General features: G+C 73.4%; 24 protein-coding genes. 8 read left to right on the top strand and 16 right to left on the bottom strand.

Annotation, left to right across the window (positions count from 1 at the left end; translation table 11 throughout):
• Nucleotides 1-93: 93 nt before the first annotated feature.
• From ACFYY1_RS16650 to ACFYY1_RS16630, 5 genes are all read right to left on the bottom strand, one after another.
• Complete coding sequence (locus ACFYY1_RS16650; RefSeq protein WP_388585603.1) at nucleotides 94-2,205, bottom strand: bifunctional serine/threonine-protein kinase/ABC transporter substrate-binding protein; 2,112 nt, start codon at nucleotides 2,203-2,205, stop codon at nucleotides 94-96.
• A gap of 6 nt (nucleotides 2,206-2,211) precedes the next feature.
• Nucleotides 2,212-4,362 (bottom strand): bifunctional serine/threonine-protein kinase/ABC transporter substrate-binding protein, encoded by a 2,151-nt coding sequence (locus ACFYY1_RS16645; protein WP_388585601.1) that lies wholly within the window; start codon nucleotides 4,360-4,362, stop codon nucleotides 2,212-2,214.
• Nucleotides 4,363-4,372: 10 nt separating this feature from the next.
• Nucleotides 4,373-5,182: a hypothetical protein gene (locus ACFYY1_RS16640; protein WP_388586252.1), complete on the bottom strand. Its 810-nt coding sequence runs from the start codon at nucleotides 5,180-5,182 to the stop codon at nucleotides 4,373-4,375.
• A 106-nt stretch (nucleotides 5,183-5,288) separates the two neighbouring features.
• Nucleotides 5,289-5,912 (bottom strand): GNAT family N-acetyltransferase, encoded by a 624-nt coding sequence (locus tag ACFYY1_RS16635; protein ID WP_388585599.1) that lies wholly within the window; start codon nucleotides 5,910-5,912, stop codon nucleotides 5,289-5,291.
• A 150-nt stretch (nucleotides 5,913-6,062) separates the two neighbouring features.
• Nucleotides 6,063-6,947 carry a peptidase S1 gene (locus ACFYY1_RS16630; protein WP_388585596.1) on the bottom strand — a complete coding sequence of 295 codons (885 nt, stop codon included), beginning with the start codon at nucleotides 6,945-6,947 and terminating at the stop codon, nucleotides 6,063-6,065.
• Nucleotides 6,948-7,322: 375 nt separating this feature from the next.
• Between ACFYY1_RS16630 and ACFYY1_RS16625 the strand changes: the two genes are divergently transcribed.
• Nucleotides 7,323-9,773: a GTPase-associated protein 1-related protein gene (locus tag ACFYY1_RS16625; protein ID WP_388585594.1), complete on the top strand. Its 2,451-nt coding sequence runs from the start codon at nucleotides 7,323-7,325 to the stop codon at nucleotides 9,771-9,773.
• Nucleotides 9,774-9,967: 194 nt separating this feature from the next.
• Nucleotides 9,968-10,438, top strand: coding sequence for a hypothetical protein (locus tag ACFYY1_RS16620; RefSeq protein WP_388585591.1), 471 nt, complete (start codon nucleotides 9,968-9,970; stop codon nucleotides 10,436-10,438).
• Nucleotides 10,439-10,492: 54 nt separating this feature from the next.
• Here the strand turns inward: ACFYY1_RS16620 and ACFYY1_RS16615 are convergent, their stop codons facing one another.
• Nucleotides 10,493-11,614: a DUF1648 domain-containing protein gene (locus ACFYY1_RS16615; RefSeq protein WP_388585589.1), complete on the bottom strand. Its 1,122-nt coding sequence runs from the start codon at nucleotides 11,612-11,614 to the stop codon at nucleotides 10,493-10,495.
• 96 nt (nucleotides 11,615-11,710) lie between these two features.
• On the bottom strand, nucleotides 11,711-12,118 hold the full coding sequence (locus tag ACFYY1_RS16610; protein ID WP_388585587.1) for a GntR family transcriptional regulator: 408 nt from the start codon (nucleotides 12,116-12,118) through the stop codon (nucleotides 11,711-11,713).
• Between the two features lie 114 nt (nucleotides 12,119-12,232).
• On the opposite strand from ACFYY1_RS16610, the gene ACFYY1_RS16605 reads away from it, so the two are divergent.
• Together ACFYY1_RS16605 and ACFYY1_RS16600 are read left to right on the top strand one after the other, a co-directional pair.
• Nucleotides 12,233-13,207, top strand: coding sequence for an ABC transporter ATP-binding protein (locus tag ACFYY1_RS16605; RefSeq protein WP_388585585.1), 975 nt, complete (start codon nucleotides 12,233-12,235; stop codon nucleotides 13,205-13,207).
• Nucleotides 13,207-14,004, top strand: coding sequence for an ABC transporter permease (locus tag ACFYY1_RS16600; RefSeq protein ID WP_388585584.1), 798 nt, complete (start codon nucleotides 13,207-13,209; stop codon nucleotides 14,002-14,004). Before ACFYY1_RS16605 ends, ACFYY1_RS16600 begins: the two co-directional genes overlap by 1 nt.
• 63 nt (nucleotides 14,005-14,067) lie before the next feature.
• Here the strand turns inward: ACFYY1_RS16600 and msrB are convergent, their stop codons facing one another.
• The 4 genes from msrB to ACFYY1_RS16580 all read right to left on the bottom strand — a co-directional run bounded on the left by msrB (nucleotide 14,068) and on the right by ACFYY1_RS16580 (nucleotide 17,325).
• Nucleotides 14,068-14,475 (bottom strand): peptide-methionine (R)-S-oxide reductase MsrB, encoded by a 408-nt coding sequence (msrB, locus tag ACFYY1_RS16595; protein WP_266729075.1) that lies wholly within the window; start codon nucleotides 14,473-14,475, stop codon nucleotides 14,068-14,070.
• A gap of 9 nt (nucleotides 14,476-14,484) precedes the next feature.
• On the bottom strand, nucleotides 14,485-15,879 hold the full coding sequence (gene murC / locus ACFYY1_RS16590; protein ID WP_388585582.1) for a UDP-N-acetylmuramate--L-alanine ligase: 1,395 nt from the start codon (nucleotides 15,877-15,879) through the stop codon (nucleotides 14,485-14,487).
• 79 nt (nucleotides 15,880-15,958) lie between these two features.
• On the bottom strand, nucleotides 15,959-16,411 hold the full coding sequence (locus tag ACFYY1_RS16585; RefSeq protein WP_388585578.1) for an indole-3-glycerol phosphate synthase: 453 nt from the start codon (nucleotides 16,409-16,411) through the stop codon (nucleotides 15,959-15,961).
• Between the two features lie 149 nt (nucleotides 16,412-16,560).
• Nucleotides 16,561-17,325, bottom strand: coding sequence for a pyrimidine reductase family protein (locus tag ACFYY1_RS16580; RefSeq protein ID WP_388585576.1), 765 nt, complete (start codon nucleotides 17,323-17,325; stop codon nucleotides 16,561-16,563).
• A 37-nt stretch (nucleotides 17,326-17,362) separates the two neighbouring features.
• On the opposite strand from ACFYY1_RS16580, the gene zapE reads away from it, so the two are divergent.
• The 3 genes from zapE to ACFYY1_RS16565 all read left to right on the top strand — a co-directional run bounded on the left by zapE (nucleotide 17,363) and on the right by ACFYY1_RS16565 (nucleotide 20,580).
• Entirely contained in the window at nucleotides 17,363-18,502 is a 1,140-nt protein-coding gene (gene zapE / locus ACFYY1_RS16575) for a cell division protein ZapE (RefSeq protein WP_388585574.1), read from the top strand.
• Nucleotides 18,503-18,585: 83 nt separating this feature from the next.
• On the top strand, nucleotides 18,586-19,011 hold the full coding sequence (locus ACFYY1_RS16570) for an OsmC family protein (RefSeq protein WP_388585571.1): 426 nt from the start codon (nucleotides 18,586-18,588) through the stop codon (nucleotides 19,009-19,011).
• A gap of 126 nt (nucleotides 19,012-19,137) precedes the next feature.
• Entirely contained in the window at nucleotides 19,138-20,580 is a 1,443-nt protein-coding gene (locus ACFYY1_RS16565) for an alkaline phosphatase PhoX (RefSeq protein ID WP_388585569.1), read from the top strand.
• Between the two features lie 169 nt (nucleotides 20,581-20,749).
• Here ACFYY1_RS16565 and ACFYY1_RS16560 read toward each other — a convergent pair whose 3' ends face one another.
• Nucleotides 20,750-20,890, bottom strand: a complete 141-nt coding sequence (locus tag ACFYY1_RS16560; protein WP_388585568.1) for a hypothetical protein — start codon at nucleotides 20,888-20,890, stop codon at nucleotides 20,750-20,752.
• Between the two features lie 224 nt (nucleotides 20,891-21,114).
• Between ACFYY1_RS16560 and ACFYY1_RS16555 the strand changes: the two genes are divergently transcribed.
• Nucleotides 21,115-21,948, top strand: a complete 834-nt coding sequence (locus ACFYY1_RS16555) for a polysaccharide deacetylase family protein (protein WP_388586249.1) — start codon at nucleotides 21,115-21,117, stop codon at nucleotides 21,946-21,948.
• A 19-nt stretch (nucleotides 21,949-21,967) separates the two neighbouring features.
• Here the strand turns inward: ACFYY1_RS16555 and ACFYY1_RS16550 are convergent, their stop codons facing one another.
• Genes ACFYY1_RS16550 through ACFYY1_RS16535 form a run of 4 tightly spaced genes read right to left on the bottom strand, consistent with a single transcriptional unit; the run spans nucleotide 21,968 to nucleotide 24,456 of the window.
• Nucleotides 21,968-22,174 carry a hypothetical protein gene (locus tag ACFYY1_RS16550; protein ID WP_388585566.1) on the bottom strand — a complete coding sequence of 69 codons (207 nt, stop codon included), beginning with the start codon at nucleotides 22,172-22,174 and terminating at the stop codon, nucleotides 21,968-21,970.
• Between the two features lie 10 nt (nucleotides 22,175-22,184).
• Entirely contained in the window at nucleotides 22,185-22,856 is a 672-nt protein-coding gene (locus ACFYY1_RS16545) for an ABC transporter (protein WP_388585564.1), read from the bottom strand.
• Complete coding sequence (locus ACFYY1_RS16540) at nucleotides 22,853-23,737, bottom strand: ATP-binding cassette domain-containing protein (RefSeq protein WP_388585562.1); 885 nt, start codon at nucleotides 23,735-23,737, stop codon at nucleotides 22,853-22,855. Before ACFYY1_RS16540 ends, ACFYY1_RS16545 begins: the two co-directional genes overlap by 4 nt.
• A 44-nt stretch (nucleotides 23,738-23,781) precedes the next feature.
• Nucleotides 23,782-24,456, bottom strand: coding sequence for an AIM24 family protein (locus ACFYY1_RS16535; protein WP_351256646.1), 675 nt, complete (start codon nucleotides 24,454-24,456; stop codon nucleotides 23,782-23,784).
• Nucleotides 24,457-24,470: the final 14 nt, after the last annotated feature.

Here is a 24,470-nt window from a genome sequence, read left to right as displayed (position 1 = left end):
ACAGGTCCATCGAGGATTTCTTAAGCGCGCCCGAAGATCCGCTACATGCCGTCGGCGCGGTTCCCCCCGTCCGGCGCGTGCGGCGGGTCCGGCTCAGACCTTGGTGTAGGGCCCGAGGAAGCGGGCCCGTCCGTGCTCGACCCGGTAGAGGTAGATCCCCGTCTCGTACCGCACCTGTCGGCTGGCGTAGAAGGACACTGTCCGGGTGATGCCCGGGTGGGTGGTGCGGAACAGCCGCTGGGCGATGCCTTCGCGTTCCGCCCCGGTGGCGCTGGTGGAGCCGGCCGCGTCGGCGATCAGCCCGACCGCGTCGTACGCCTCGGCCGCCCAGCGGCCCGGTGCGGACCCGAAGCGCTTCCGGTACGCGGCGGTGAACGCCTTCGCGGCCGGGACCGCCGCCGGGTCGCTGTACGCCTGGGAAAACACCCACCCCTCGGCGGCCTCCCCGGCACCGCTGAGGAAGGCGGGCGCCAGGACGGGGCCGGTGGACACCCGGCTGCCGGTGAACCCGGCGGCGGCGAGGGCGGCTGCGCAGCGGGCGCCCCGGGTGGGTGACGTCGAGGCGAGGACGACGGCGTCCGCACGTCCGGCGACCACCGTACGGGCCGCCGGGCCGAAGTCGTCGGTGCCCGCCGCGACCGAGTGCACGGTCACCTCGGCCCTTTCGAAGTGGCCCATGATGGCCCAGGCGCCCTCGGGGTCGGCGCCGTCCTCCACGACAGCCACCCGGACGGCCCGGCGGGTCCGGGTCAGGTAGCTCACGATGCCGATGGACAGCGAGCTGTCGTAGGGGCGGGTCACGCAGAGGGTCTTCGTGGCGCTCGTCTCGGCGGTGGTGGAGCGGGCCGCGACGACGACCTGGGCGAGGTCGGCCTTCTCGTACCGGTCGACGACGGACGCGGCGACGACGTCCGCGGTGGGGCCGACGACGGCCAGCACCTTCGGGTCGGCGGCCAGCCGGTCGGCGGCGCGGAGCGCTCGGGCGGGGTCCCCGGCGTCGTCCTCGGTGCGCAGGGCCAGCCGGAAGGGGGTGTCGGGGCGGGCGTTGTGGTCGTCGACGGCGAGCCGCATGCCGCGCCGGTGCGCGAGGCCGGCGGACCGGCCCGGTCCGGTGAGGTCCGCGTGCAGGCCGATGGTGTGGGTGGGGACGGCGCGGGGGGCCGCCCCGGTGCCGGGCCGCCGCGCCGTCGTCCAGGCCGCCGCAGCGCCCCCCGCCAGCAGGGCCGAGGCCGTCCCGGCGATCAGTACGGTCCGCCGGGCGGGGCGGGACGGGGTGGGTTCCCCGACGACGGTCGGCGGCTCCGGGGCCGAGCGGGCGGGCAGGGCCGGGATGTCGAGGGCGGCGGCCGAACGGGCGGCGATCAGGGCGGACAGTCCGGGCGGCGCCCAGGCGTCCGGGCCCTCGCCGGGCGGTGCGGCGAGGAGCCGCGCCACCTCCCGGGCCGTGGGCCGGGCCGCCGGGTCCTTGGCGAGGCACGCCTCGACGAGCGGCAGCAGGGCGGACGGCAGGCCGTGCAGGTCCGGTGGCTCGTGCACGGTGCGGAACAGTACGGACGCGGCCCCGCCGTCCCCGAACGGACGGCGGCCGGTCGCCGTGTACGCGAGGACGCAGCCCAGCGCGAAGACGTCGCAGGCGGGCCCGGCCCGCTCCCCGGACGCCTGCTCGGGGGCGAGGTAGCCGGGCGTGCCGATCAGCGCGTCGGGCTCGGTGAGGGCGGTGGCGCCCTCGTGGCGGGCGATGCCGAAGTCGATGAGCCGGGGCCCGTCGAGCGCGAGGAGCACGTTGGCCGGTTTCACGTCGCGGTGGACCAGGCCGGCTCCGTGCACCGCGTCGAGCGCGTCGGCGAGGCGGGCCCCGAGCGCGCGGACGGTCGCGGGCGGCAGGGGCCCTTCGGCGGCGACCTCGGCCAGCGAGGGGCCCGGCTCGAACACGGTGGTGAGCCACGGTTCGCGGGCCTCGGTGTCGGCGTCCGTCACGGGGACCACCCAGGGTCCGGTGACCCGGCGGGCGGCCTCGGCCTCGCGCCGGAACCTGGCCCGGAAGCCGGGGTCGGCGGCGTGTTCGGCCCGGATGACCTTCACCGCCACGAGCTGCCCGCCGGACGTGCGGGCCAGGTACACGACGCCCATGCCGCCCGCGCCGAGCCGCGCCAGGACGCGGTGGGCGCCGACGGTTCGGGGGTCGTCCGGGGTGAGTGGCCGCATGCCCGGTCAGTTCTTGCTCGTGGCCAGCGGGCCGAGGTAGCGGAACGCCCCTTCGCGGACCCCGTACAGGTGGGCGGCCTGGCCCTTGAACCGCTGGTTCTCGTCGAAGGCGTAGTCGCGGGAGATGCCGTGGTACGAGGAGGCGGCGATCTTCGCGACGAGGGCGGCCCGTGCGGGTGGCCGGTTCTTCCGGGCGAGGGCGGTGACGGCGGCGAGGACCAGCCCGGCCGCGTCGTACGCCTCGGCGGCCCAGCGGGCGGGGGCGCCGCCGTACTTCTTCCGGTGCGCCGCGGCGAACTCCTTCACGGCGGGGGCCGTCGCGCCGACGCAGGGCGAGACGAACTCCCAGCCCTCGGCGGCGTCCCCGGCGTCCTTCAGGAAGCGGGCGCCCATGGCCGTGTGCATGGCCATGCGGGGTCCCTCGTAGGGGGTGGCGGCGAGCGTCCGGGCGGCGCGGGCGGCCCCGGCCCGGTCCCCGGCGTGGAAGAAGGCGTCGCTGCGATGCGCGAGCAGGTCGGCGACGACCGGGGCCAGGTCACGGGTGCCGGCGGGCACCACGCGCGGGTAGGTGGTCCCGTCGGTGGAGTCGACGACGAGCCGGTTCAGGAAGTAGCCCGTGAGGTACGCCGACTGGCCGCCGGCCCGGTCGACGAGCACGCCCAGCCGCTGCACGTCGGGGCGGAGCACCAGCCGGTTGCGGATCGGGTACGCCAGCGCGACGTCGGCGGGCGCCGCCTGGAAGAAGGACCGCCGGGACCGTACCGCGAAGGTGGCTTGCAGGGACGACACCGTGAGGATCGGCAGCATCGCCTCGTCGTAGGTTTCGAGCACCGCGGTGGTGGCGGGGTCGTCGGTCGGGCCGACGACGGCGAGTACGTCGCGGTCGCGGGCGAACCGGTCGGCGATCCGCGCGGCGTCGGCGGCCTCGCCCCGGTCGTCGAGCGCCTCGACCCGCAGGGCGAACGGCTTGTCCGTACGGGAGTTGAACCGGTCGACGGCGAGCCGCACCCCGCGTTCCTGGGCCCGCCCGTCCGCCGCCCGGGGCCCGGACAGGTCGGCCTGCACGCCGATGGTCCAGGTCCGCGTGTCCGCCCCGGCCGCGCCGGAGCCCCCGGTGTCGTCGTCGCGCAGCCACTCGCGTACGGCGAAGGCGCCGCCGCCCGCGACGGCCACCGCTCCGGCGCCCGCGAGGAGGAGCAGCCTGCGCCGGGCGGGTGCGGGGGCGCGGGGCGCGGGGCTCTCGGCCACCGTGGCGTCGATACCGGGCAGGGCGAGGGTCGCGGCGGCCCGGTCGGCGATCAGCCGTACGACGGTCTCTGGAAGCCAGCCGATCGTGCCGTCCGGGGCGTCCTCGGTGATCCGTTCGTCGAGTCCGGCGGCGGTGGGGCGGGCGGCCGGGTCCTTGGCGAGCAGGGCGTCGAGCAGTCCGCGCAGTTCGGGGTCGTCGATGCCGTCGAGATCCGGTGCTCCGTGGACGGTGCGGTAGAGCAGGGCGTCCACGGCCCCGCTCCCGAAGGGGGGTCGCCCAGTCGCGGCGTAGGCCAGGAGGCAGCCCAGCGAGAAGACGTCACCGGCGGGCCCGACGGCGGCGGCGCCGTCGGTGGCCTGTTCCGGCGCGAGGAAGCCGGGGGTTCCCACCACCATGTCCGCCGCGGTCAGCGCGGTGGCGTCGGTGACCCGCGCGACGCCGAAGTCGATGAGCCTCGGCCCGTCGGCGGCGAGCAGGACGTTGCCCGGTTTGACGTCGCGGTGGACGAGCCCCGCCGCGTGCACGGAGGCCAGGGCGCGGGCCAGCAGCCGGCCGAGGACCCGGACGCTGCGGGCGGGCAGCGGACCGCACCGGGCGACCGTCTCGGACAGTGCGGGTCCTGGCACGAACTCGGTTGCCAGCCAGGGCCGTTCGTCCTCCGTGCCGGAAGCGGTGACCCGTACCGCCCAGGGGCTGTCCACCCGTTGCGCAGCCTCGGCCTCCCGGCGGAAGCGGACCCGGAAGTCGGCGTCCCCGGCGTGTTCGGGCAGGATCACCTTGACGGCGGCCAGTGTCCCCTCGGCGGTCCGGCCGAGGTAGACCACGCCCATGCCTCCGGCGCCGAGGCGCCCCAGCAGCCTGTGTCCGCCGATCCAGGACGGGTCGGTGCTCCGCAGCTCTTCCCTCACCGTCCGGCCCTCAGCTCTTCCTCGCGACGGCTTCGTTCAGCCGTATCAGCATGGTGCTCTGTGCCCGGACGCCGAGGTCACCGATCTCGGTGTCCGTCCACCCCTTGGCACCCTTGGCGGTCACGGCGACGGTGAACCGGAGGATCTGGTCCTGCTCCCAGAAGTACGGGTGGGGGCCGCCCAGTTCGGCGCTGCGGTACTCGCCGGACTCCATCAGCGCGTCCTCGGAGTTGCCCTGGTTGGCCTCACCCCGCCCCAGGGCGGTCGCGGCGAGCCCGCCGATGAACTCCCCCTGGCGCAGCTGCTGCGTGGGGCAGCGCATCGACTCCTCCAGCGATTCGGCCATCTCCCACCGCGCGCCGTCGTCCGCGCGGTGCACCGTGACGATCGCGGCGAGCCGCAACGGCCCCTTGCCCTTGCCCGCGGGCACCTCGAAGGAGCGGGTGAGGGTGGCGAGGACCCCGCGCCCCGGCTCCGCCTGCTGCCACACGCAGTCGGCGCCGAGCACCGGCCAGGTGTCCTGGCCGCTCTCGTACGGGCGTCGCGCCACGACCCCGGGGCCGAAGTCGTCGGGGTCCACGATGACCCGTCCGATGAGGTCGAGGGCCGCTTTCCGGGTGGCGGGCAGCCGGGCCGGGTCCGCGTCGATGACGGGTCCGTCCGTGGCGTCGGGCGTCTCCTTGCCGGTAGTGGTGGTGCCGGTGGCGGACGGGGAGGCGGACGGCCGGTCCTTCGCCGCGCCCCCGCCGCCCCCGCCGCACGCGGTCGCCAGCAGCAGCGGTGCCGCCGCCAGGACTCCGCACCCGCGCCATCCGCGCATCGGACCGCCGCGCGCCACGATCGACCACCCCCGTATCCCCGAAGCCGTGTCGATCCTATGAGTACGGAAGGGGGGCCGCCGGTTCCCGGGAAGATCTGCTGTTCCGTCAGAAACCTTCGGAGCGCGGGTCCTTGGCCAGTCTGGCGTGCAGGTGCTCGTCGTGGTACTCGCCGTCGCCGAAGCGGTGGGAGTCGCGCAGGACGCCCTCGGGGAGGTAGCCGCAGCGGTCGGCCACCCGGCAGGACGCCGGGTTCCCGACGGCGTGGGCGATCTCGATGCGGCGGGCGTCCGCGGTGTCGAAGCCCCAGTCCGTCATCGCCGCGACCGCCCTGGTCACGAGGCCCCGCCCACGAGCGGCGGGCACCAGCCAGTATCCGACCATCGCCAGCCCGTCCTCGCGGTCGACCCAGCGCAGGGAGACGCCGCCGAGCACCGCGTCGTCGGCGGCGTCCCGGATGGCGAAGGCGGCGACCGTACCGCGTTCCCACCCGGCGTCCCGCGCCTCCACCCAGGTGCGGGCGGCGTCCCGGTCCGTCGTGGCGATGGGGTTCCACAGGGCGATCTCAGGATCCGCCACGGCGGCCACCAACGCGTCCAGCACGGTCTCCGAATCGGCGTCCGCCCGGCTCCAGGGGCGCAGCACCGCGTCCCCCAGGTCGAACTCGGTGCGGACGAAGGTCTTGCGGTCGGCGGGGGCGGGGCCCGGGGCAGGGGCGGAGAGAGTACTCATGGCCCTATTTCTACTGAAGCGCCAAAACCCTGACCAGCGATTTTCCCGGCCCGTCGGTGCGCACGTCCCCGGGCCGCACCGCGCCGCACCCCGAAGTCGGCACCGGTGTGCGGCGCGGCGGGCCCCACGGGGCTCATGCCGGACGGCGGTTCAGGAGAGCGCCAGTTCCGTGACGTCGCTCGCTTCCAGGACCCAGGTCGCGCTGAGCCCACCCTCCTTCACCCGCGCGTCGCCGTCGCCCTTGAGGACGCCGATGCGGTTGCCGGACAGGGCGATCCGAATGGCGTGGGTGTACTCGTGGACCCAGGTCGCGCTGAGGCCGCCCTCCTTCACGTAGGCGTCGCCGCTGTCCTTGAGGACGCCGATGCGGTTGCCCGACAGTTCGAGCTGGACGACGTCGTCGGCCTCGCGCACCCAACTGGCGCTGAGCCCGCCCTCCTTCACCCAGGCGACACCGTTGCCGACGAGGACGCCGATGCGGTTGCCCGCCAGGTCGATGCCGATGACGTTGTCGGACTCCCGCACCCAACTGGCGCTGAGCCCGCCCTCCTTCACCCAGGCGACGCCGTCACCGGTGACGACACCGATGCGGTTGCCGGAGAGTTCCAGCTCCTTGACCTTGTCGGACTCCTTGACCCAGGTGGCGCTGAGGCCGCCCTCCTTCACGTACGCCTCGCCGTTGTCCTTGAGGACGCCGATGCGGTTGCCGGACAGGGCGATCTGCTTGACGTCGGTGGCCTCCTTGACCCAGGTGGCGCTCAGCCCGCCCTCCTTCACCCACGCGACGCCGTCGCCGGTGAGGACGCCGATGCGGTTGCCGGAGAGAGCGACCTGCTTGACGTTCCCGGACTCCTTGACCCAGGTGGCGCTGAGGCCGCCCTCCTTCACGTAGGCGTCGCCGTTGACGCGCAGGGTGCCGATGCGGTTGCCGCCGTCGCCGGAGACCGTGCCGGGCACCGCGCCGGCCGTGCTCGAACCGGCGAGACCGGCCAGCGCCAGAACGGCCGCTGCGACAGAGAGAGTTTTGAGATTCAACGGATTAACTCCTGTACACAGAGGGACCCTTGGGGCCGATGAGCTGCGCCCTCGAGGGATTGGGCAATCCGATGACGATCAACGACCGGGCGCCCGGAGGGTGCGCGTGCCATTGGGGTGAGGGGGCGCATTGCACGGGACCCACCGCGCGCCGGGGCACACGGGTCCGGCGCGGTCCGGACGGAGGTCCCGGTGACCTTCCCGCGGGGTGCGTGCGGGGCGGCGCGCCTTGATAGCGTCGCTCCCGCGATTGCGGACCGCTCCCCGCCGGGGTCGTCGCTGCGCCCCGGACGTCCTGCCCTCGACGGGCGGTCCGCGGAGCGAGCGTGCTGACGGTACGGGGACGTTCGCGGCAAGGACGAAGAGGGCCGACGCATGAGCCTCGCGCAGTTGCACTACACCTCTGCCACCGCGGGGGACGACGGGGGTGGCGCGCGGTTCACGGCGGTCGGCGCCGGCATACCCACGCCGGTGCTGGCGGAGGCCGAGCAGCTCCTCGGGTACGAACCGCCCGCCGGAGCCCCGTACCACCCCACCACCGGCGAACTCCGTTCGTTTCCCGAGGCGTTCAGTTTCAGTTCCCTGTCCGACGGCAGTCATCTGCTGAGCCGCACCGTGGCGCTCGGCGGCCCCGGCGCCGGCGGTTTCCACGCGCACGCGGTGCATCTTCCGGCCGGTACCCGGCTGCCGGGCGACGCGCTGCCGATCACGGCCTGGCGGTCGCCGAGCTGGGCCTCCGCCGCACCGGAGGGCTCCGCCCCCGGCCCCTTGGCCGCCCTGCCCCCCTCCGCCTCCTTCGGCCCCGAGGCACTCAAGGACTTCGCGGTCTCCCGGAGCCCCTGGCTGGCGGCGGTCTTCGCCGATCTGCGCCGGGTGTGCGAGGAGCCGGCGTCGTCGCGGCTCGTTCTCGTGGAGCGCAGTTGCGCCGATGTGGCCCGGTGGATCGCCCTGGCCGGGTCCGTGCTGGCGCCGGAGACCGCCCAGCTGCTGACCTTCACGACATACACCCGCCGCCCGGCCGGCTCCCCGCACCAGGTCGTCGGGGTGCGGCCGGAGGACGCCCCCGCACCGGCCGGCCCGGACGGCGGACTCCTGGTGCGCGACTGCACCGGGGCGCGCCCCGGGGAGACGGTGGGCGATGCCTGGGCGGAGACCTGCGCCCGGATCTGGCGCAACCGGTCCCCGGAGCTGTTCCGGGCGGCGGCGGAGCTGCCCGGCGAACCCTTCGCGGCCGGACCGCTCGCCGTGACGGCGCTCTGCGCGGGCGTACCGCTCGGTCCCGACGGGCGTGCCGCGGCGGCGCGTTGGGCGGCCGAACGGCCGTACGCGCTGGACGAGGAGCGGACGCGACGGCTGACCGATGCGCTGACCGCCCCCGGCCTCGACCGGACGGATGACGAACTCCGCGCCGTCGCAGGGCTGTTGACCGCTCTCGACGGGCGGTCGGGGGCCGCCGTGACCGCGTCGCTCGGCGCTCTGCTGGTGACGGAGGCGGTACGTGGCGGCGGCCTCGCACTCGAACCGCCCGCGCGCTCGGTCTTCGCCGGACCGGCCGGGGAGCGTGCCGTCGCCGCGCTCGTCTCGGCCCTGGGCGACGACCTGCGTACCGAACTCGCCACCGGTACGCCCCTCGCGGCCCCCGCGGCCGTTGTTCCCGGGCGGACCGTGGGGCGTGCGGTGCAGTTGCTGCGGATCGCGCGGCTGCTCGATGTGGACTGCGCGGAGCTGCTCCCCGATGTGGTGGGCCGGATGGCCCGGTCGCTGCTGGACGAAGGGGCCGCCGACTGCGCCGCGGTACTGCTCGACCTCCTGGACGAGCAGTTCGACGTCCGTACGGCGCTGCTCGGTGAGCTGGACCGGATCGCCCCGCAGGACGCGTCGGCGGCGGAGCGGCTGCTGGCCGGGGTCGCGCTGCCGTTCACCGGGGCGCAGGCGCTGCCGCATCTGCGGATGTGCGCGGCGGCGCCGGAGGCCAGGGCGAGCGGTGGCGACGACCTGGTGAAGGTGCTGAACGCGGTGCTGCGTGCCGGTGGAATGTCACCTTTCACCGAGCCGTTGGTGCTGCGGACCGCGGTGGGTCTGGTCTGGGGCGACGGCGCCCCCACGGCGGGCGAGGCGCGGCTGCTGCTGGCCGGGAGCACGTCCGACGCGCATCGCACGGCCGGTACGTGGTCCGTGCTCGTCGCGGCGGCGCTCGGCGCCCCGGCCGATGACGCGGAGGCGGCCGAGCTCGCCCATGATCTGTTGCGCGGCTTCCCGCGGGAGATCGATGCGCGGGCACGCGGCGCGCTGCATCTCCTGGAGTTCGCGCGGGACGTCCGGTCGGGGGCGGCGGAGCCGGGCTGGGCGGAGCGGGCCCGCAAGCTGTGCGCCGGGGCGGAGCCGGTGGAACCGGGCGTGCGCGCGCAGGCGTTCGGCGCCCTGGCCGGGCGGCTGCTCGACCCGGACCGGCCGGAGGCGGAACTGTACGCGTTCGTCCACAGCGACGACCCGGACCTCATCGCGGCCTACGGCACCGCCGCCCGGCAGGACGCGGTGCTCGCCCGGCTGCGCTCCGACCCGGCCTATGTCGCAGACTGCTTCACCGTCTGGAGCTCCCACCCGCACGCGGGGCGCGCCTGGAGCGAGACCAGGGAAGCGCTGCTGGCACAGGTGCTGCGTCCGGTGGTGCGCGGGCTGTCCGCCGGTGAGGTGGCGGCGGTGGAGGAGGCCGCCGAGCGGGCGGGCAGCAGCCGTACGGCGGAGGCGTTCCGGGCGTGGAACCGGCCGGACGGCTTGCGCAAGCGGCTCGGCAACAGGCTGGCGGCCCGTGTGCGACGGTCGTGAACGCCATTCCCGGCGGTCGCGGACGGCAGCCCCGGCGGTCGCGGACGGCAGCCCCGGCAGTCGCGGACGGCAGCCCTGTGGTCACCCGTGACGGGCCACGGAGGTCGTGGCTCGTCACGGGTGACCGGTACCGTGTGACATATCGATCTCTCGTGCGCTCCCGGCGGGCTGCGTGACACCCCCAGGAGGAACAGATGACGACGAACCGCGGACGCAAGGACGTCATCCGGGACCGGATGGCCGCGACCGGCGAGTCGTACAACGTCGCCGCCCGCAATCTGAAGGCCATGAAGGACATGGGCGCCACGCGTGAGGCCGTCCTCACCCAGCGCTGGCACCCCGCCGACACGCTCGACGTGCCGTGCCCCTGCGGCGGCACGTGCGAGCCCGGCGAGCGGTGCGAGCGCTGCCACGCGCTGCACCGCCACGTGGCGCGCTACCCCGGCAGTGTCACCGACGTGGAGACCTGGGCCGACCGCTACGACTGCATGGGCTGCGCCTCCTCGTACATCCTGACCGTGGTGCTGCCCGGACGACCCTGGGGCGTCGCCGAGACGGTGGTCCGGGGCGGCTCCGCCGAGCCGGTCGTGCAGGCCCGGGTGTTCCCGGGTGTCGCCCATCCGCTGCTGCGGCCGGAAGGTGCCGGGGACGAGACCGAGGACTGACCCCCGTCCCCGGCACCCGCCGCACCCGCCGCGGAGTCACCGGAGTCACCGCAGTCACCGGACGGACTGGACGACGGTCGCTCCCACCACGACGGCGAGGACCAGCGCCACGACGACCAGGGACCGCGGGTTGCCGAGGTTGACCGTCCAGCCGATGCCGACCCGCTTGGGCACCAGGATCGCGGGATCGTCGGCGTTGACGTAGACCGTGCCCGCGGCGCGCCAGAAGCGGTCGTCGTCGCGCGGGACCAGTCCGGTGCCCTCCTCGCCCGTGTCCTCCCGCAGCCTGCTCCCGGCGGGCCCGACGCGCAGGACGAGCCAGACGGTCACGGCGAGGACCCCGACGAGCGGCACACCCGCGACGGCCAGGGTCATGGCCGTGGAACGGGTGTCGCTCCACACCAGCGCGGACAGCCCGAGCAGCATCAGGTTCACCAGGGCGGTGATGCCCAGCATGGCGCGGGCCGTGACGGTGAGGTAGCGGCGGTAGCGCGCGGCGCCGGCCACGGGGCGCGCCACATCGAGGTCGGCGCGGGCCCGGAGCAGCCCGGCGACGGTGGCGGCCATGGTGAGGGTGAGCAGGACCTGGCCGAGGACGAACCCGAAGGCGGTCCACACACTGGTCGGGTACGTGCGGTAGACGGTGCCGCCGAGCGAGCGTTCGGGCAGGGCGATGCGGTCGGGCAGGCCGGGGTAGACGACGACGCCCGCGACGACGCTGACGGCGATCACGACGAGCGCGGGCACCGTCCAGCCCCAGGGGAAGCGGACCGGGTCGGTGCGCAGGGACGTGTCCACGGCGGCGCCCTGCCGGGCCTGCCGGTACCACCCGCCCTCCGCCTTCGCGCGGACGATGGCCCGGTGGGCGCGTACCCACAGGGCGGCGGCGAGGGCACAGAGCAGCAGCGAACCGGCGGCCGAGGCGGCGGGGGTGCCGAGCACGGCGCCGAGCGCCGTGGCGGGCACGGTGACGACGGCCGCGGCGGCGAGCATCGCGCCCCGGTAGCGGTGGCGCTGTTCCTCCACGGCGGCGGAGCGCGCCTTGTCCGGCGGTACGCGGACGCCGAAGGGCACGGCCGAGGGGTTGAGGAGCGGGCTGGGGGCGGTGTACAGCACGGTGCTGAGCACCGCGAGTATGCCGAAGTTGAGAGCTGCGTCGACCAGCAAGGTCTTCACCTGTCCGTTCTTGTCACTGATCCCGGCGGGGCGGGGAGGGGCGCCGGAGCCCGGCACGGCCTTGCGGATGCGCGTTCTCCCGGGCGGCCCCGAGGGTCAGGGCGTCTCGTCCTCCCTCGCGGGGAAGCGGTCCAGAACCGCCGCGACATGGCCCATCACCTCCTCCTTCGCGATCCCTCGCACGTCCAGTTCGGCGAGGAGGGTGCGCATGCGCGCCTCCCAGTCGACGCCGGCCCGCAGTTCGTCCGACGGCTGCTTGACGTCGGACCGGACCGCCGCACCGCTTTTGCGGTTGATGCGGATGATCCCTTCGCGTCGTAGCAGGTCATAGGCCTTGTTGACGGTGTGGAAGTTGATCGCCAGGTCGACGGCCAGCTGTCTGGTGGACGGAAGTCCGGCACCGGGCGCCAACGCGCCTTCCGCGATGGCTTCCACCACCCGGTCCCGGATCTGCTGATAGATGGGCACCTCGCTGTCGAGGTCGAGCACTAGGTACACACCCATACTCTATCTGCTATACATCTAATAGAACAGACACTCAGGCTCCGCTGAAGGGTGAATCCCCATGGCACCGAAGAACATCTCCGACACCGGCCGCACCTTCGCCGGGTCCGACCGATGAGCGGGCGGCCGCAGGGCCTGTCCATCGAGGTCAGCGGGCTGACCAAGCGGTTCGGAGCCGTACGCGCCGTCGACGACCTGGGTTTCACCGTGCGGCCGGGCGTCGTGACGGGCTTCCTCGGCCCCAACGGCGCGGGCAAGACCACGACGATGCGGATGATCCTCGGCCTGGTGGCGCCCACCGCGGGCACCGCCACCATCGGCGGCAAGCGGTACGCGCAGCTGTCCAGGCCCACCGCCACCGTGGGCGCCGTGCTCGACGCCTCCGCGGTCCACCCCGGCCACACGGCCCGCGACCATCTGCACATCTACCGCACCATGGGCGGCCACCCGCCCGAGCGGGTCGATCGACTGCTGGACCAACTGGGGCTCGCCCAGGCGGCCGACCGCCGTACCCGCACCTTCTCCACGGGCATGCGGCAACGGCTCTCGCTCGCCACTGCGCTGCTGGGCGACCCGCAGGTACTGCTGCTGGACGAGCCGGGCAACGGGCTCGACCCGGAGGGCATCGCCTGGCTGCGCGGACTGCTGCGCGGGCTGGCCGCCGAGGGCCGCACCGTGCTGGTGTCGAGCCATGTGCTCAGCGAGGTGCAGCAGATCGTCGAGGACGTCGTCGTGATCCGGAAGGGCCGGCTGGTGGCGGCGGGACCGATGGCGGAGGTCGAGCGGCTCGCGCCCGGCACGGTGCTGGTCCGCTCCTCGGACGCGGCGGCGCTGCGCGCCGCACTGCTGCGCGGCACCGCGCGGGACGGGGCGGCCGACCGGGTGGACCTCCTGGCGGACGGGACGCTGCGGGTGTACGGGATGACGGACGCCGACGTCGCCGATCTGGCCGCCGCCGAGCGGCTGCGGGTGCACGGGCTGGCTGCCGGGGGCGGCCTGGAGCAGCTCTTCCTCCAGCTGGCGGGGGACGGCGAGCCGGCACGCGCCGACGAGTCGGCGGCACTGATGGGCAGGGGGCAGAACCGGTGATGAACGCACTGATCAGGGCGGAGTTCCGGCGACTGGCCGCCACCCGCCTGTGGCTGTGGGCGCTCCTCGCGGCCGTCGTCCTGGGCGGCGGCATGGTGGGGCTGATGACACTGGTCGGGCCGGAGAACTTCGATCCGCCGGCGCCCGGCCTGGACACCGAGGCCGGTGTCCGCTCGGTGCTCGGCATGCTGAGCTTCACGGTGTTCCTGCCGGCCGCGCTCGGCACCCTGGCGATGACGTCGGAGTACCGGCACCGCACCGTCACGTACACCTTTCTGCACGCCCCGCGGCGCCGGCAGGTGCTCACCGCCAAGCTCGTCGCGTACGGCGTCGCCGGTCTGCTGTACGGGCTGGTGCTCACCGGCACGGCGGCGGCCGCCTTCTTCGGGGGTGTGGCGGCGCGCGGGGTGACCCCGGGCATGGCCACCGGCGAGGTGCTGGGGCTGCTCGTCCGGCCGGCGGTGGCGATGGCGGTGTACACCCTGCTGGGCGTGGCCGCCGGGGCGCTGATCCGCCATCAGGTCGCGGCGCTGGCCGTCGTCATCGGCTATCTGTACGCGGGCGAGTACCTGCTGATGATGATCCCGGGCGTCAAGCTGCTCTACCCGTTGCTGCCCGGCGGCGCCACGGCGTCCCTGACCGGCTTCAGCTATGTGACGGACACGATGGCCGCGGAGTTGGCGACCGGCCCGGTACAGCTGCTCTCCGCCGTCGGCGGCGGACTGCTGCTCGCCGGGTACGCCCTGGTCGCTGCGTGCGTCGCGGTCCTGGTGCCGATGCGCAGGGACGTGTACTGAGCCGGCACGACGGAGCGGGCACCCCGGAAGGTTCTCCGGGGCACCCGCTCCTTCTCTCGTCCCTCAGCCCTCGTCCGGGGTCAGGCGCAGCGAGATCGAGTTGATGCAGTACCGCTGGTCCGTGGGGGTCGGGTAGCCCTCGCCCTCGAAGACATGGCCGAGGTGCGATCCGCAGCGTGCGCAGCGGACCTCGGTGCGGACCATGCCGTGGCTGCGGTCCTGGATCAGTTCGACCGCGTCGCTGTCCTTCGGGTCGTAGAAGGACGGCCAGCCGCAGTGCGACTCGAACTTGGTGTCCGAGCGGAACAGTTCGGCGCCGCAGGCGCGGCAGGAGTAGACGCCCGTGGTCTTGGTGTCGGTGTACTCACCGACGAAGGCGGGTTCGGTGCCGGCCTGGCGCAGGACCGCGTACTCGGCGGGCGTCAGCTCCGCCCGCCACTGCTCGTCCGGCTTCTCGATGTCGTACGACACGTCGCTCCCTCAGCTCGACAGGTGGTCCAGGATCTGCGGGCCGAGGTCCGTGACGTCGCCCGCTCCCATGGTGAGAACGAGGTCGCCGGGCTTCGCCATTCCCGCGATGGCCTCGGGGACCGCGGCCTTGTCGTGGACAGCGGTGACGTCGGCGCCCGCGGCCCGCGCGGCGTCGATGATCAGGTCGCTGGTGATGCCGGGGATCGGGTCCTCGCGGGCCGGGTAGATGTCCAGCACCACGGAGGCGTCGGCCAGCGCGAGGGCCTGGCCCATCTCGGTGCCGAGCTCCTGGGTGCGGGAGAAGAGGTGCGGCTGGAAGACGACCAGGAGGCGGGCCTCGGAGGCGGCGCCGCGCATCGCTTCGAGATCTGCGGTCATCTCGGTGGGGTGGTGCGCGTACGAGTCGATGACCTGCACGCCCGCCACCTCGCCCTTGAGCTGGAGGCGGCGCTTGACCCCGGTGTACTTGCCGAGGGCCGAGGCCAGGTTGTGGGCCGGGATGCCGAGGGCGACACCGGCGGCGAGGGCCGCGACGGCGTTGAGGGCGTAGTGGCGGCCGGGCACGGAGACCGTGAACGTGAGGTACTTCCCGTTCAGGACGACCGTGACCTCGCTGGTCAGCCCGCGCGGGGTGATCTTGTGGACGCGTACGTCGGCGTGCTCGGACTCGCCGTAGGTGACGACGTTCAGCGAGGGCAGGGCCCGGACGCGCTCCGTCAGCTCGACGGCGCCCGCCTGGTCGGCGGAGACCACGAGGGTGCCGCCCGGGACGATCTTGCCGGCGAACGTCTCGAACGACTCGTGGATCTCGTCCATCGAGGCGTAGTTCGCGTGGTGGTCCAGCTCGACGTTGAGGACGATCGCGACCTCGGGGTCGTACTTCTGGAAGCTCCGGTCGCTCTCGTCCGCCTCGGCGACGAAGATCGCGCCCTCGCCGTGCGCGGCGTTGGTGCCGGGTCCGGCGAGGTCGCCGCCGATGGCGTACGAGGGGTCGAGGTTCAGCTCGGTCAGGGCGACGGCCAGCATCGACGTGGTGGTCGTCTTGCCGTGGGTGCCGGCCACCGCGATGGCCCGCAGCCCGCCCATGAGCGAGGCGAGCGCGTCGGAGCGGTGCACGACGGGGACCGACAGCTCGGCGGCGCGCAGCAGCTCCGGGTTGTCGGCGCGGATGGCGCTGGAGACGACCACGCACGAGGCGTCGTCCGCCAGGTGTCCGGCGGCGTGCCCGATGTGGACGGTCGCCCCCAGCGCCCGCAGCGCCTCGGCGGTACCCGACTCCTTGGCGTCGCTGCCCGCGACCTTGGCACCGCGCTGGGCGAGGATCTTCGCGATGCCCGACATTCCGGCGCCGCCGATGCCGATGAAGTGCGGCCGTTCCATGGCGGCAGGAATACCGGGTGCCATGCGTGTGTCTCCCAGAGGTCGATGCGGGTGGCCGGGCCGGGACTGCGAGGACCCGGGCCGGTACGAGTGCCCGCCCAGCCTATTCGCTGTGGGCGAAGAGCTTGAGCACCGGTACGCCGACCTTGTGGCGGGCCCTGGACGCCCAGTCCCGGTGGAAGAACTCCTCGACGTAGTGCGGCGCGGTCAGCACGATGACCTCGTCCGCCTCCGCGTCGTCGACCACGGACTTCAGCTTGTCCAGGGGGTGGTCCTCGATCACCTGTCCGACCGCCTCGGAACCTGCCTGGCGCAGTGCCTCCAGGGAGACTTCGAGCGCGAGTTCGGCGGGCTGTCTGGCGTTCTTGCCCTCCGGTTCCTCACCCTCCCGGGCGGCTTCCTTCAGTTCGCCCATCGCCAGGTCGTCGATGGCTCGCAGCAGCACATCTGCCTGGTCACCGCGCGGCTGCATGAGCACGACGAAGGAGACCTGCTCCTCCCCGTGCAGGGTGGTGACGAACTCGACGTCCTCGGAGGTGAGGGGCTTCTCGATCATCAAAACGCTGGTGAACACCACGGGCGCCCTTCTGCTTCAGTGGCCGTCGCCGGTCACTGCTGAAACCATCCTTCCCCGTGCTCGCACGGGGTCTGCGAGAGTAATTGTGCCCACCGGAGGCTAACCGGAACGACAAATTCCGCTGATTGTCAGCTCCGACGGTACCGAGTGAAGAGGAACCCGGCCTCTTCCAGCATCGAAGCCAGGGTGAATCGTTCCGGCACGGCCACCGAGGGGCCGCCCGCGATCCGCTGCGCGTCCCCGGCGGTGAGCATCGGAGAGAGGGTCAGACAGAGCTCGTCCAGCACCCCGGCGGCCACGAACTGACCCAGCATCCTGGGGCCGCCCTCGGTCAGCTGCCGCTTGAGCCCGCGGTCCGCCAGCTCCCGTACGGCCCTGGCGGGGTCCACCCGGGAGCCCTCCCCCGCGATCACCACCTCGGCGCCCGCCCGGCGCGCCTCCTCGATCCGGCCCGGCGGGGCCCCGGCGCCGGTCAGCACGAGGGTCGGGACGAGCGGCTCGGTGAAGAGCGGCAACGAGAAGTCGAGGTCCAGGCTGCCGCTCACCACGGCGATCGCGGGTGCGGGACCCTGCCCGGCCGCGGCCCGGCGGGCGGCGAACGCCTCACGGGCCCTGGCGGGGCGGTAGCCCTCCAGCCGCACCGTCTCCGCCCCGGCGAGGACCACATCGGCCAGACCGCGCAGGGTGCCGAAGATCCGCATGTCGCTCGCGCAGGAGATCGGCTGCGAGCGGCCGTCGTGCTGGGCGGCCCCGTCGAGCGTCGAAACCATGTTGGCGCGCAGCCAGGGGCCGGTCTGTTCGGGGTAGGCGTAGGCGTCGGCCAGGGCGTCCAGACTCCACTCCTCCTCGTCGTCAGCCGGTGTCAGGTCGGTCACAGGGAAGAGGCGTCGCATGTTCCGCAGTCTGGCACGGCGCTTAAGGTTGAGAGTTGTGTCGTCCTCCACAGCCATGCCGGGGCAGAGCCCCATAGCCGAAACGGCTCCCCTTTCCCTGTGCGCCCTTGAGCCCCGCGTACCCGCCGACCGACTGGTCGCCGAGATGGTGCCGCCGCCGCGCTTCGACTCCGTACGCTTCGACACCTATGTGCCGGACCCCAAGCAGCCGAGCCAGACGGAGGCGGTCGGGGTCCTGAGCGGCTTCGCGGCCGGGCTCGGCGGCGCGCACGCGAGCGGCTCGGGCAGAACCAAAAGAGCGCGAAGCGCATCCGCCGAGGGGTGGTGGCGGGCGACGGGCGGGCGGTTCAGCCGGAAGCCCGCGGCCCCCTCGGCCCCGCTCGGGGTCTACCTCGACGGCGGCTACGGCGTCGGCAAGACCCATCTGCTGGCCTCCCTCTGGCACGCCACCCCCGCCGCCCCTTCGCTGAAGGCGTTCGGCACCTTCGTGGAGCTGACCAACCTGGTCGGCGCGCTGGGCTTCCAGCAGACCGTGCAGACGCTGAGCGGGCACCGGCTCCTGTGCATCGACGAATTCGAGCTGGACGACCCGGGTGACACCGTGCTGGTGTCGTCGCTGCTGAGCAGGCTGGTCGAGGCCGGGGTCGCGCTCGCCGCCACCTCCAACACGCTGCCCGGCAAGCTCGGCGAGGGCCGGTTCGCCGCGGCCGACTTCCTGCGGGAGATCCAGGGGCTGTCCGCCCACTTCCGCCCGCTGCGGATCGACGGCGAGGACTACCGCCACCGCGGGCTGCCCGAAGCGCCCGCACCGTACTCCACCGAGCAGGTCACCAGGGCGGCGTACGCCACCGAGGGCGCCAGCCTGGACGACTTCCCCTCGCTGCTCGACCATCTCGCCCGGGTCCATCCGAGCCGCTACGGCGCGCTGACGGACGGCCTGCGGGCGGTCTGTCTCACCGAGGTCCAGCCGGTCCCCGACCAGTCGACCGCGCTGCGGCTCGTCGTCCTCGCGGACCGGCTGTACGACCGGGAGATCCCGGTGCTCGCCTCCGGGCTGCCGTTCGACCGGCTGTTCAGTGACGAGATGCTGAACGGCGGATACCGGAAGAAGTACTTCCGGGCGATCTCCCGGCTGACGGCGCTGGCGCGCGACGCGAAGGGGCTGGTGGCGCAGTAGGTTCGGGGACGTACCGCCTCTCGGATTCTTGGGCGTCGAGGGGCTCCCGTACCAACCGCGCACACCGTTCGAAGGGAATCGGCATGGCAACCACGCGTCAGGCTCACACGGTCTGGGACGGCAACCTGATCGAGGGCAAGGGGGTCGTCACCTTCGACTCCTCCGGCATCGGCAAGTTCGACGTCTCCTGGCCGTCCCGCGCGGAGCAGGCGAACGGCAAGACCTCTCCCGAGGAGCTCATCGCGGCGGCCCACTCCAGCTGCTTCTCGATGGCACTGGCCCACGGTCTGGCCTCGGCCGGCACCCCGTCGACCCAGCTGACCACCACCGCCGACGTCACCTTCCAGCCCGGCACCGGGATCACCGGCATCCACCTCACCGTCCAGGGCCAGGTGCCCGGCGTCGACGAGGCGGACTTCGTCAAGGCCGCCGAGGACGCCAAGGCGAACTGCCCGGTCAGCCAGGCCCTGACCGGCACGACGATCACGCTCTCCGCCTCGCTGATCTGACCGCAGGGGCCACTCCCGGCCCGGGACACACCCGAGGTCTCAGTGACCCGCATGGTTCCCGCGCGGCGATACGCGTGCTACACACATGCGGGTCACTTCTCCTGTCCGCCAGCAGGGAGTTGCCTCATGTCATCAGAAACGTCACGCCTGACCGAAGAATCGTCACGGCCGAACGAAGAAACGTCACGGCCGGCCGAAGGAACGTCGCGGGCGACCGCCACCCGTCGCCAGATCCTGGCCGGCAGCGGCGCGGCCGTCGCCTCCATCGCCTTCACCGGAGCGTTCTCCGAACTCTTCGCGGGCAGCGCCGCCGCCCGGGGACACAGCGGGTACGGCCCGCTGGTGCCCGACCCCGACGGTCTGCTCGACCTTCCGAAGGGTTTCCGCTACCGGGTGCTGTCCCGGGAGGGCGACCAGCTCCGCTCCGGCGAGGGCCGGGTGCCCAGCAACCACGACGGCATGGCCGCCTTCGCGGGCCGCCACGGCCACGTCCACCTCGTCCGCAACCACGAGAACCGCGTCACCGGCAGGATTCCGGTGCCGGTCGTCGAGGGCCTCACCTACGACCCGATGGGCAAGGGCGGCTGTACGGCCCTGGAGCTGGACGGCCGCAACAACGTCCTCGGCGAACGGGTCGCCATCGCCGGTACGGCGGTGAACTGCGCGGGTGGCCGCACCCCGTGGAACACCTGGCTGACCTGCGAGGAGACCGAGGACAGAGCCGGTACCAACGGCTACACCAAGGACCACGGCTTCATCTTCGAGGTGGACGGTGCCGATCCGCACCGCACCGGGGCCGTGCCGCTCACCGCGATGGGCCGCTTCCAGCACGAGGCCATCGCGGTCGACCCGAAGAACGGGATCGTCTACGAGACGGAGGACGCGTTCGAGAAGCCGTTCGGGCTCTTCTACCGCTTCCTGCCGGACAAACCGCTCGGCGGTACGGGCTCGCTGCGGGCCGGCGGCCATCTGGAGGCCATGCGGGTGCCGGGCGTCGCCGACCTCTCCATGGTCCAGGAGACCGGCGCGAGCTTCGAGGGCATCGAGTGGGTTCCCGTACCGGATCCACTGGCGTCCGTGACACCGATCCGGTTCCAGGACTTCGGCCCGAAGGGCATCACGCACGCGCAGAAGCTGGAGGGCTGCTACTGGGGCGGGTCCTCGGTCTACTTCGTCTCCAGCTTCGCGCACAGCTCGGAGGGTTCCGCCGCCGACCACTACGGCCAGGTGTGGCGGTACGAGCCGAAGCGGCGCCGTCTCACACTGGTGATCGTCTTCGGCCCCGGCACCGACGTGCAGCTGCCGGGCGAGTCCCCGGACAACATCTGCCTCGCCGCCGACGGCGGGCTGATGGTGTGCGAGGACGGCGACGGCGCGCAGCATGTGTTCGGCCTGACGCGGCGCGGCGAGGTGTACCCGATGGCGCGGGGCCGGCAGAACATCGGGACGCCGGAGAAGCCCGAGTGGGGAGAGTTCGCCGGGGTCACGTTCGCGCCGGACGGCGGGACGATGTTCGTGAACTGCTACACCCCGGGAACGACGTTCGCGGTGACGGGGCCGTGGCGCTGACGCGCTGACGCGCTGCTCCATCGAGGTACGGGAGGGGGCGGGCAGTGGGTGCCCGCCCCCTCCGCGCCGTCCGGTCCGCCGGCTGTTCTGCCTGGCGGAACGGCCGGCGGACCTGATGCACGAACGGCCCGCGGCCCGGCGGGTGTTGATCGCGGAAGCTGCGATGGAACTACCGCGTCGAGGCCCGCGAGGCGGACGGCACCTGGCAGACCGTCTCCCGTACGACGGACAACCGGCGGCGCCGCCAGGTGCACACCCTGGACGAGCCGGTCACATCGACGGCGCTCAGGATCGCCGTCGAGGCGACCAACGGAGCACCTTCGGCACACGTCGTCGCCGTCCGCGCCTACACAGAGGAGCGGACGGGACGCGCGGCCCGGCCGGACGGCCTGGCAGGGCCGATCCGCCCGGCCGACTCGACGGCCCGGGTGAATCCGGGCGCGACTCCGACAACGCGAGGCCCTATATGCACCTGTTAGTCGGATAAGCCGATACTTTCCGCTGGTGACTCATTCGAATAATGCCGTGCGGAAACTGACGGCTCTGTCCGTTCTGGGTGTGGTGCTCGGCGGCCTCGCCGGCTGTGGTGGCCCGGACGGCTCCCCGGCCGCCGGGCGTGGGCCCGCTGCGGCCCACGCCCCGTCGCACGCGGCCTCGGCGCCGCCCACCCTGGCGCCGGGGCCCGAGGGGCGGACGCCGGTCTTCGCGCGCGGGGTGAACGGCGGCGAGAAGGTGGTGGCGCTGACCTTCGACGCCGACATGACGGCCGACGAGGGCCGGCGCGCGGCGGCGGGCGAGCAGTTCGACAATCCCGGACTGATCGATCTGCTGCGTGACTTGGAGGTGCCCGCCACGGTGTTCATGACGGGGCGGTGGGCCGACGAGTACCCGGCGCAGGCCAGGTCCATCGGCACCGACCCCCTGTTCGAGGTCGCCAACCACTCGTACAGCCACTACGCCTTCAAGTCCCCCTGCTACGGGCTGCCGACCGTGACCGAGAACGGCATGCGCGCCGATGTGGCGCGGGCCTTCGACTCGTTCCGGAAGGCCGGTGTGCGCAATACGGTGCCGTACTTCCGCTTCCCCGGCGGCTGCTACGACGATGCCTCGCTGCGCGCGCTCGCGCCCGAGGGCGTGACGGCGGTGCAGTGGGACGTCATCAGCGGCGACGCCTTCGCGACGGACGCGGACGCGGTGGCCGAGCAGGTGCTGGCCGGGGTGCGGCCCGGCTCATTGGTCGTCATGCACTGCACGCGAAGCGCCGCACCGGTCACGGACGAGGCGGTCCGCCAAGTGGTGCCGGAGCTGCGCGAGCGCGGATACCGCTTCGTGAAGGTCTCCGACCTGATCCGGGCGGCACAGCGCTGAGCGGCCGCCGGTCACTCGCTCAGCCGGAGCACGCCGTGCGCTGGGCCTCCTGCCATTCGCAGACCGGGCAGAGGGTGATGCCCCTGGCCGACTCCGGGTACTCGGTCGGCTTCCGGCAGAGCACGCACTCGGCGTACGGAGGCCCGGCGGCGGTCTCCGTCCCGATGGGCGCGGGGTTCGCGGCGGGTGCACCGCAGTACGCCTCTTCCGTGCTGTGCTCGCCCATGCGCACGAGCCTACTCGGCGCGCAGGGAAGCCAGCCTGCAGACGAGTGCGGCCGCCGCGGCGGCGAGGGCGGCGGCCGCGACGAGCGGCAGGACGGGGAAGTGCACCGTGCCGGTCCGCGAACCGGTGACCAGGCCCGTCACGGCGGTGTTCGCGGGCGAACCGGCGGTCACCAGGGCCAGCAGCGCGCCGAGCACGGTGGCGGCGACGGACCAGCCGCGCCGGTGCAGCAGCGGCCGGGTGCAGAGCGCGCCGACCACCGCGCCCAGCAGCACGCAGCAGGCGACGGCCAGCAGTCCGGCGGCCCCGGCGGCCGGCGGCGGCACCCGGACGGAGTTGTCGGCCCCGGCCGGCTTGCTGATCAGCAGCACGGTCAGGGTGGCGGCCACGCCCAGCAGCCCGGCGCAGCCGAGCGCGGCGAGCAGCGCCGCCAGATGCGCCCTCGGCGATCCCACCACCGCGGCGGTGACGGTCCGGGCAGCGGGCGGTTCCTGGTTGACGCAGAGCTGTACGAGCCAGGCGGTGACGGGCAGGAGCCCGGCGGCGGTGTAGCCGAGCGAGTCGAGGACCGGCTGCCCCCACTGCACGCCGACGGAGACGAAGGCCGCGTACAGCAGCACCGGGGCGAGCCAGCGCTGGGAGCGGACCAGCAGGGCGGTCTGGTAGCGCAGGAGCGCGGTCATGGTGCCTCGGGAGTCGGGTGATCGCATGGGTCCGTGGCGGCCCCGTGCGGGCCGGGGCGCTCCGGGCCGGTGGGCACGGCGGCCACCTGACGGATGTGCCAGGGCGGGTGCGCGGTGAGCAGGGCGCGCAGCAGGGCGTCGGAGTGCGCGGCCGGGACGGTGAGCCGTACGCCCCCGCCGGCTGCGGGCGCGTGCTCCGGGGCGCCCGGCAGTGCGGCGGGGAGCACGGCGCCGGGCGGGCCGGTCGCCTCGATCCGTACCCGCGGGCCAGCCGCCTCGATCCGTGCCCGCGGGCCGGTCTCCGCGGCCCGCGCCCCGGGGGCGGCGAGGAGGCCGTCGCCCTCGATCCGGAACACGGCGGCGACCGCCCCGGCGAGCCTGCGCGGGTCGTGGTCGACGAAGACGACGGTGGCGCCGGCCGCGACCCGTTCGGCCACGGCCCGGTCCAGCTCGTCGCGGGCCGCCGTGTCGAGCCCGGTCCATGCCTCGTCCAGGATCAGCAGCTCGGGCTCGGCGAGGAACGCCTGGGCGACGGCGACCTTCTGGCTGGTGCCCTTGGAGAGTTCCGGCAGCGGTGTACGGGCATGGGCGGCGGCGCCGAAGCGGGCGAGCCAGGACCGGGCGCGGTCGGCCGCTTCGGAGGTCCGCAGGCCGTGGATGCGGCCGAGGTGGACGAGATACCCGGACGCGGTGAACGGCAGCGCGGCCGGGAAGCGCTCGGGGACGTATGCCGTACGCGCTCCACGGCCGGTGATCCGGCCCTCCGTCGGGGCGTCGATCCCGGCGAGCAGCCGCAGCAGGGTCGACTTGCCGGTGCCGTTGGCCCCCTCGATCCGGACCAGGGTGTGCGGGGGCAGGTCGAGGTCGACCCCACGCAGCACCCAGGGGCCGCCGGGTCCGTACCGGCGGCCGACCCCGTTCAGCCTCAGTTGGCGGTCTTCTCGGGCTTGGCCTCGCTGGGCCGTACGATCACGAACCCTTCGCCGTCCAGCCGCAGTTGGACGGCCTCGCCGGATCCGCCGCGGATCATCGAGCCGACGCTCTGCGAACGGTGCAGCGACGTGGTCAGGTTGGCGCTCCAGCCGACCACCGCGTCCGTGTCGACGCACACCGGCTGCTGCGGCGTGACGGGGATCACGATGGGGTGCCCCTCGCACATCAGTCCGAGCTTGCCGTAGCCGGTGAAGACGCTGTTGAAGAGCCCGCCGCCGGTCATCCCGGCGCCCTTCACGGTCTTGATCTCGTAGGAGATCGTGGGGTCGAAGCAGAGCACGTTGCGGCCGTTGATGGTGAGGACGTCGCCGTGCTCCATCTCCACGATGAAACAGTTGGCGGCCTCGTGCGCGAACCACGCCTCGCCCTGGCCGCGGACCGCCATCAGCGGCAGCCCCTCGCCGGTGACGGCGCGCTTCAGCATGCCGCCTATGCCCTGGCCCTTGCGCTCGAACTGCAGATCGCCGCGGAAGGCGATCATCGCTCCCTGCCGGGCGTGCATCTCGCCGTTGACGGCGTACTTGATGGATTTGGCGTTCTGCAGGGTCATCCCGGGGGCCGTGGCCTGCTGTGCCAGGTTCTCGCTGGAAAAGAGATCGCTCTTCATGCGGTGCATCCTCA

It is taken from the genome of Streptomyces sp. NPDC001890 (assembly GCF_042891445.1).
Lineage (GTDB): Bacteria > Actinomycetota > Actinomycetes > Streptomycetales > Streptomycetaceae > Streptomyces.
Note: the sequence above shows the minus strand (reverse complement) of the source record. Positions and strands in the feature narration are given on the sequence as shown.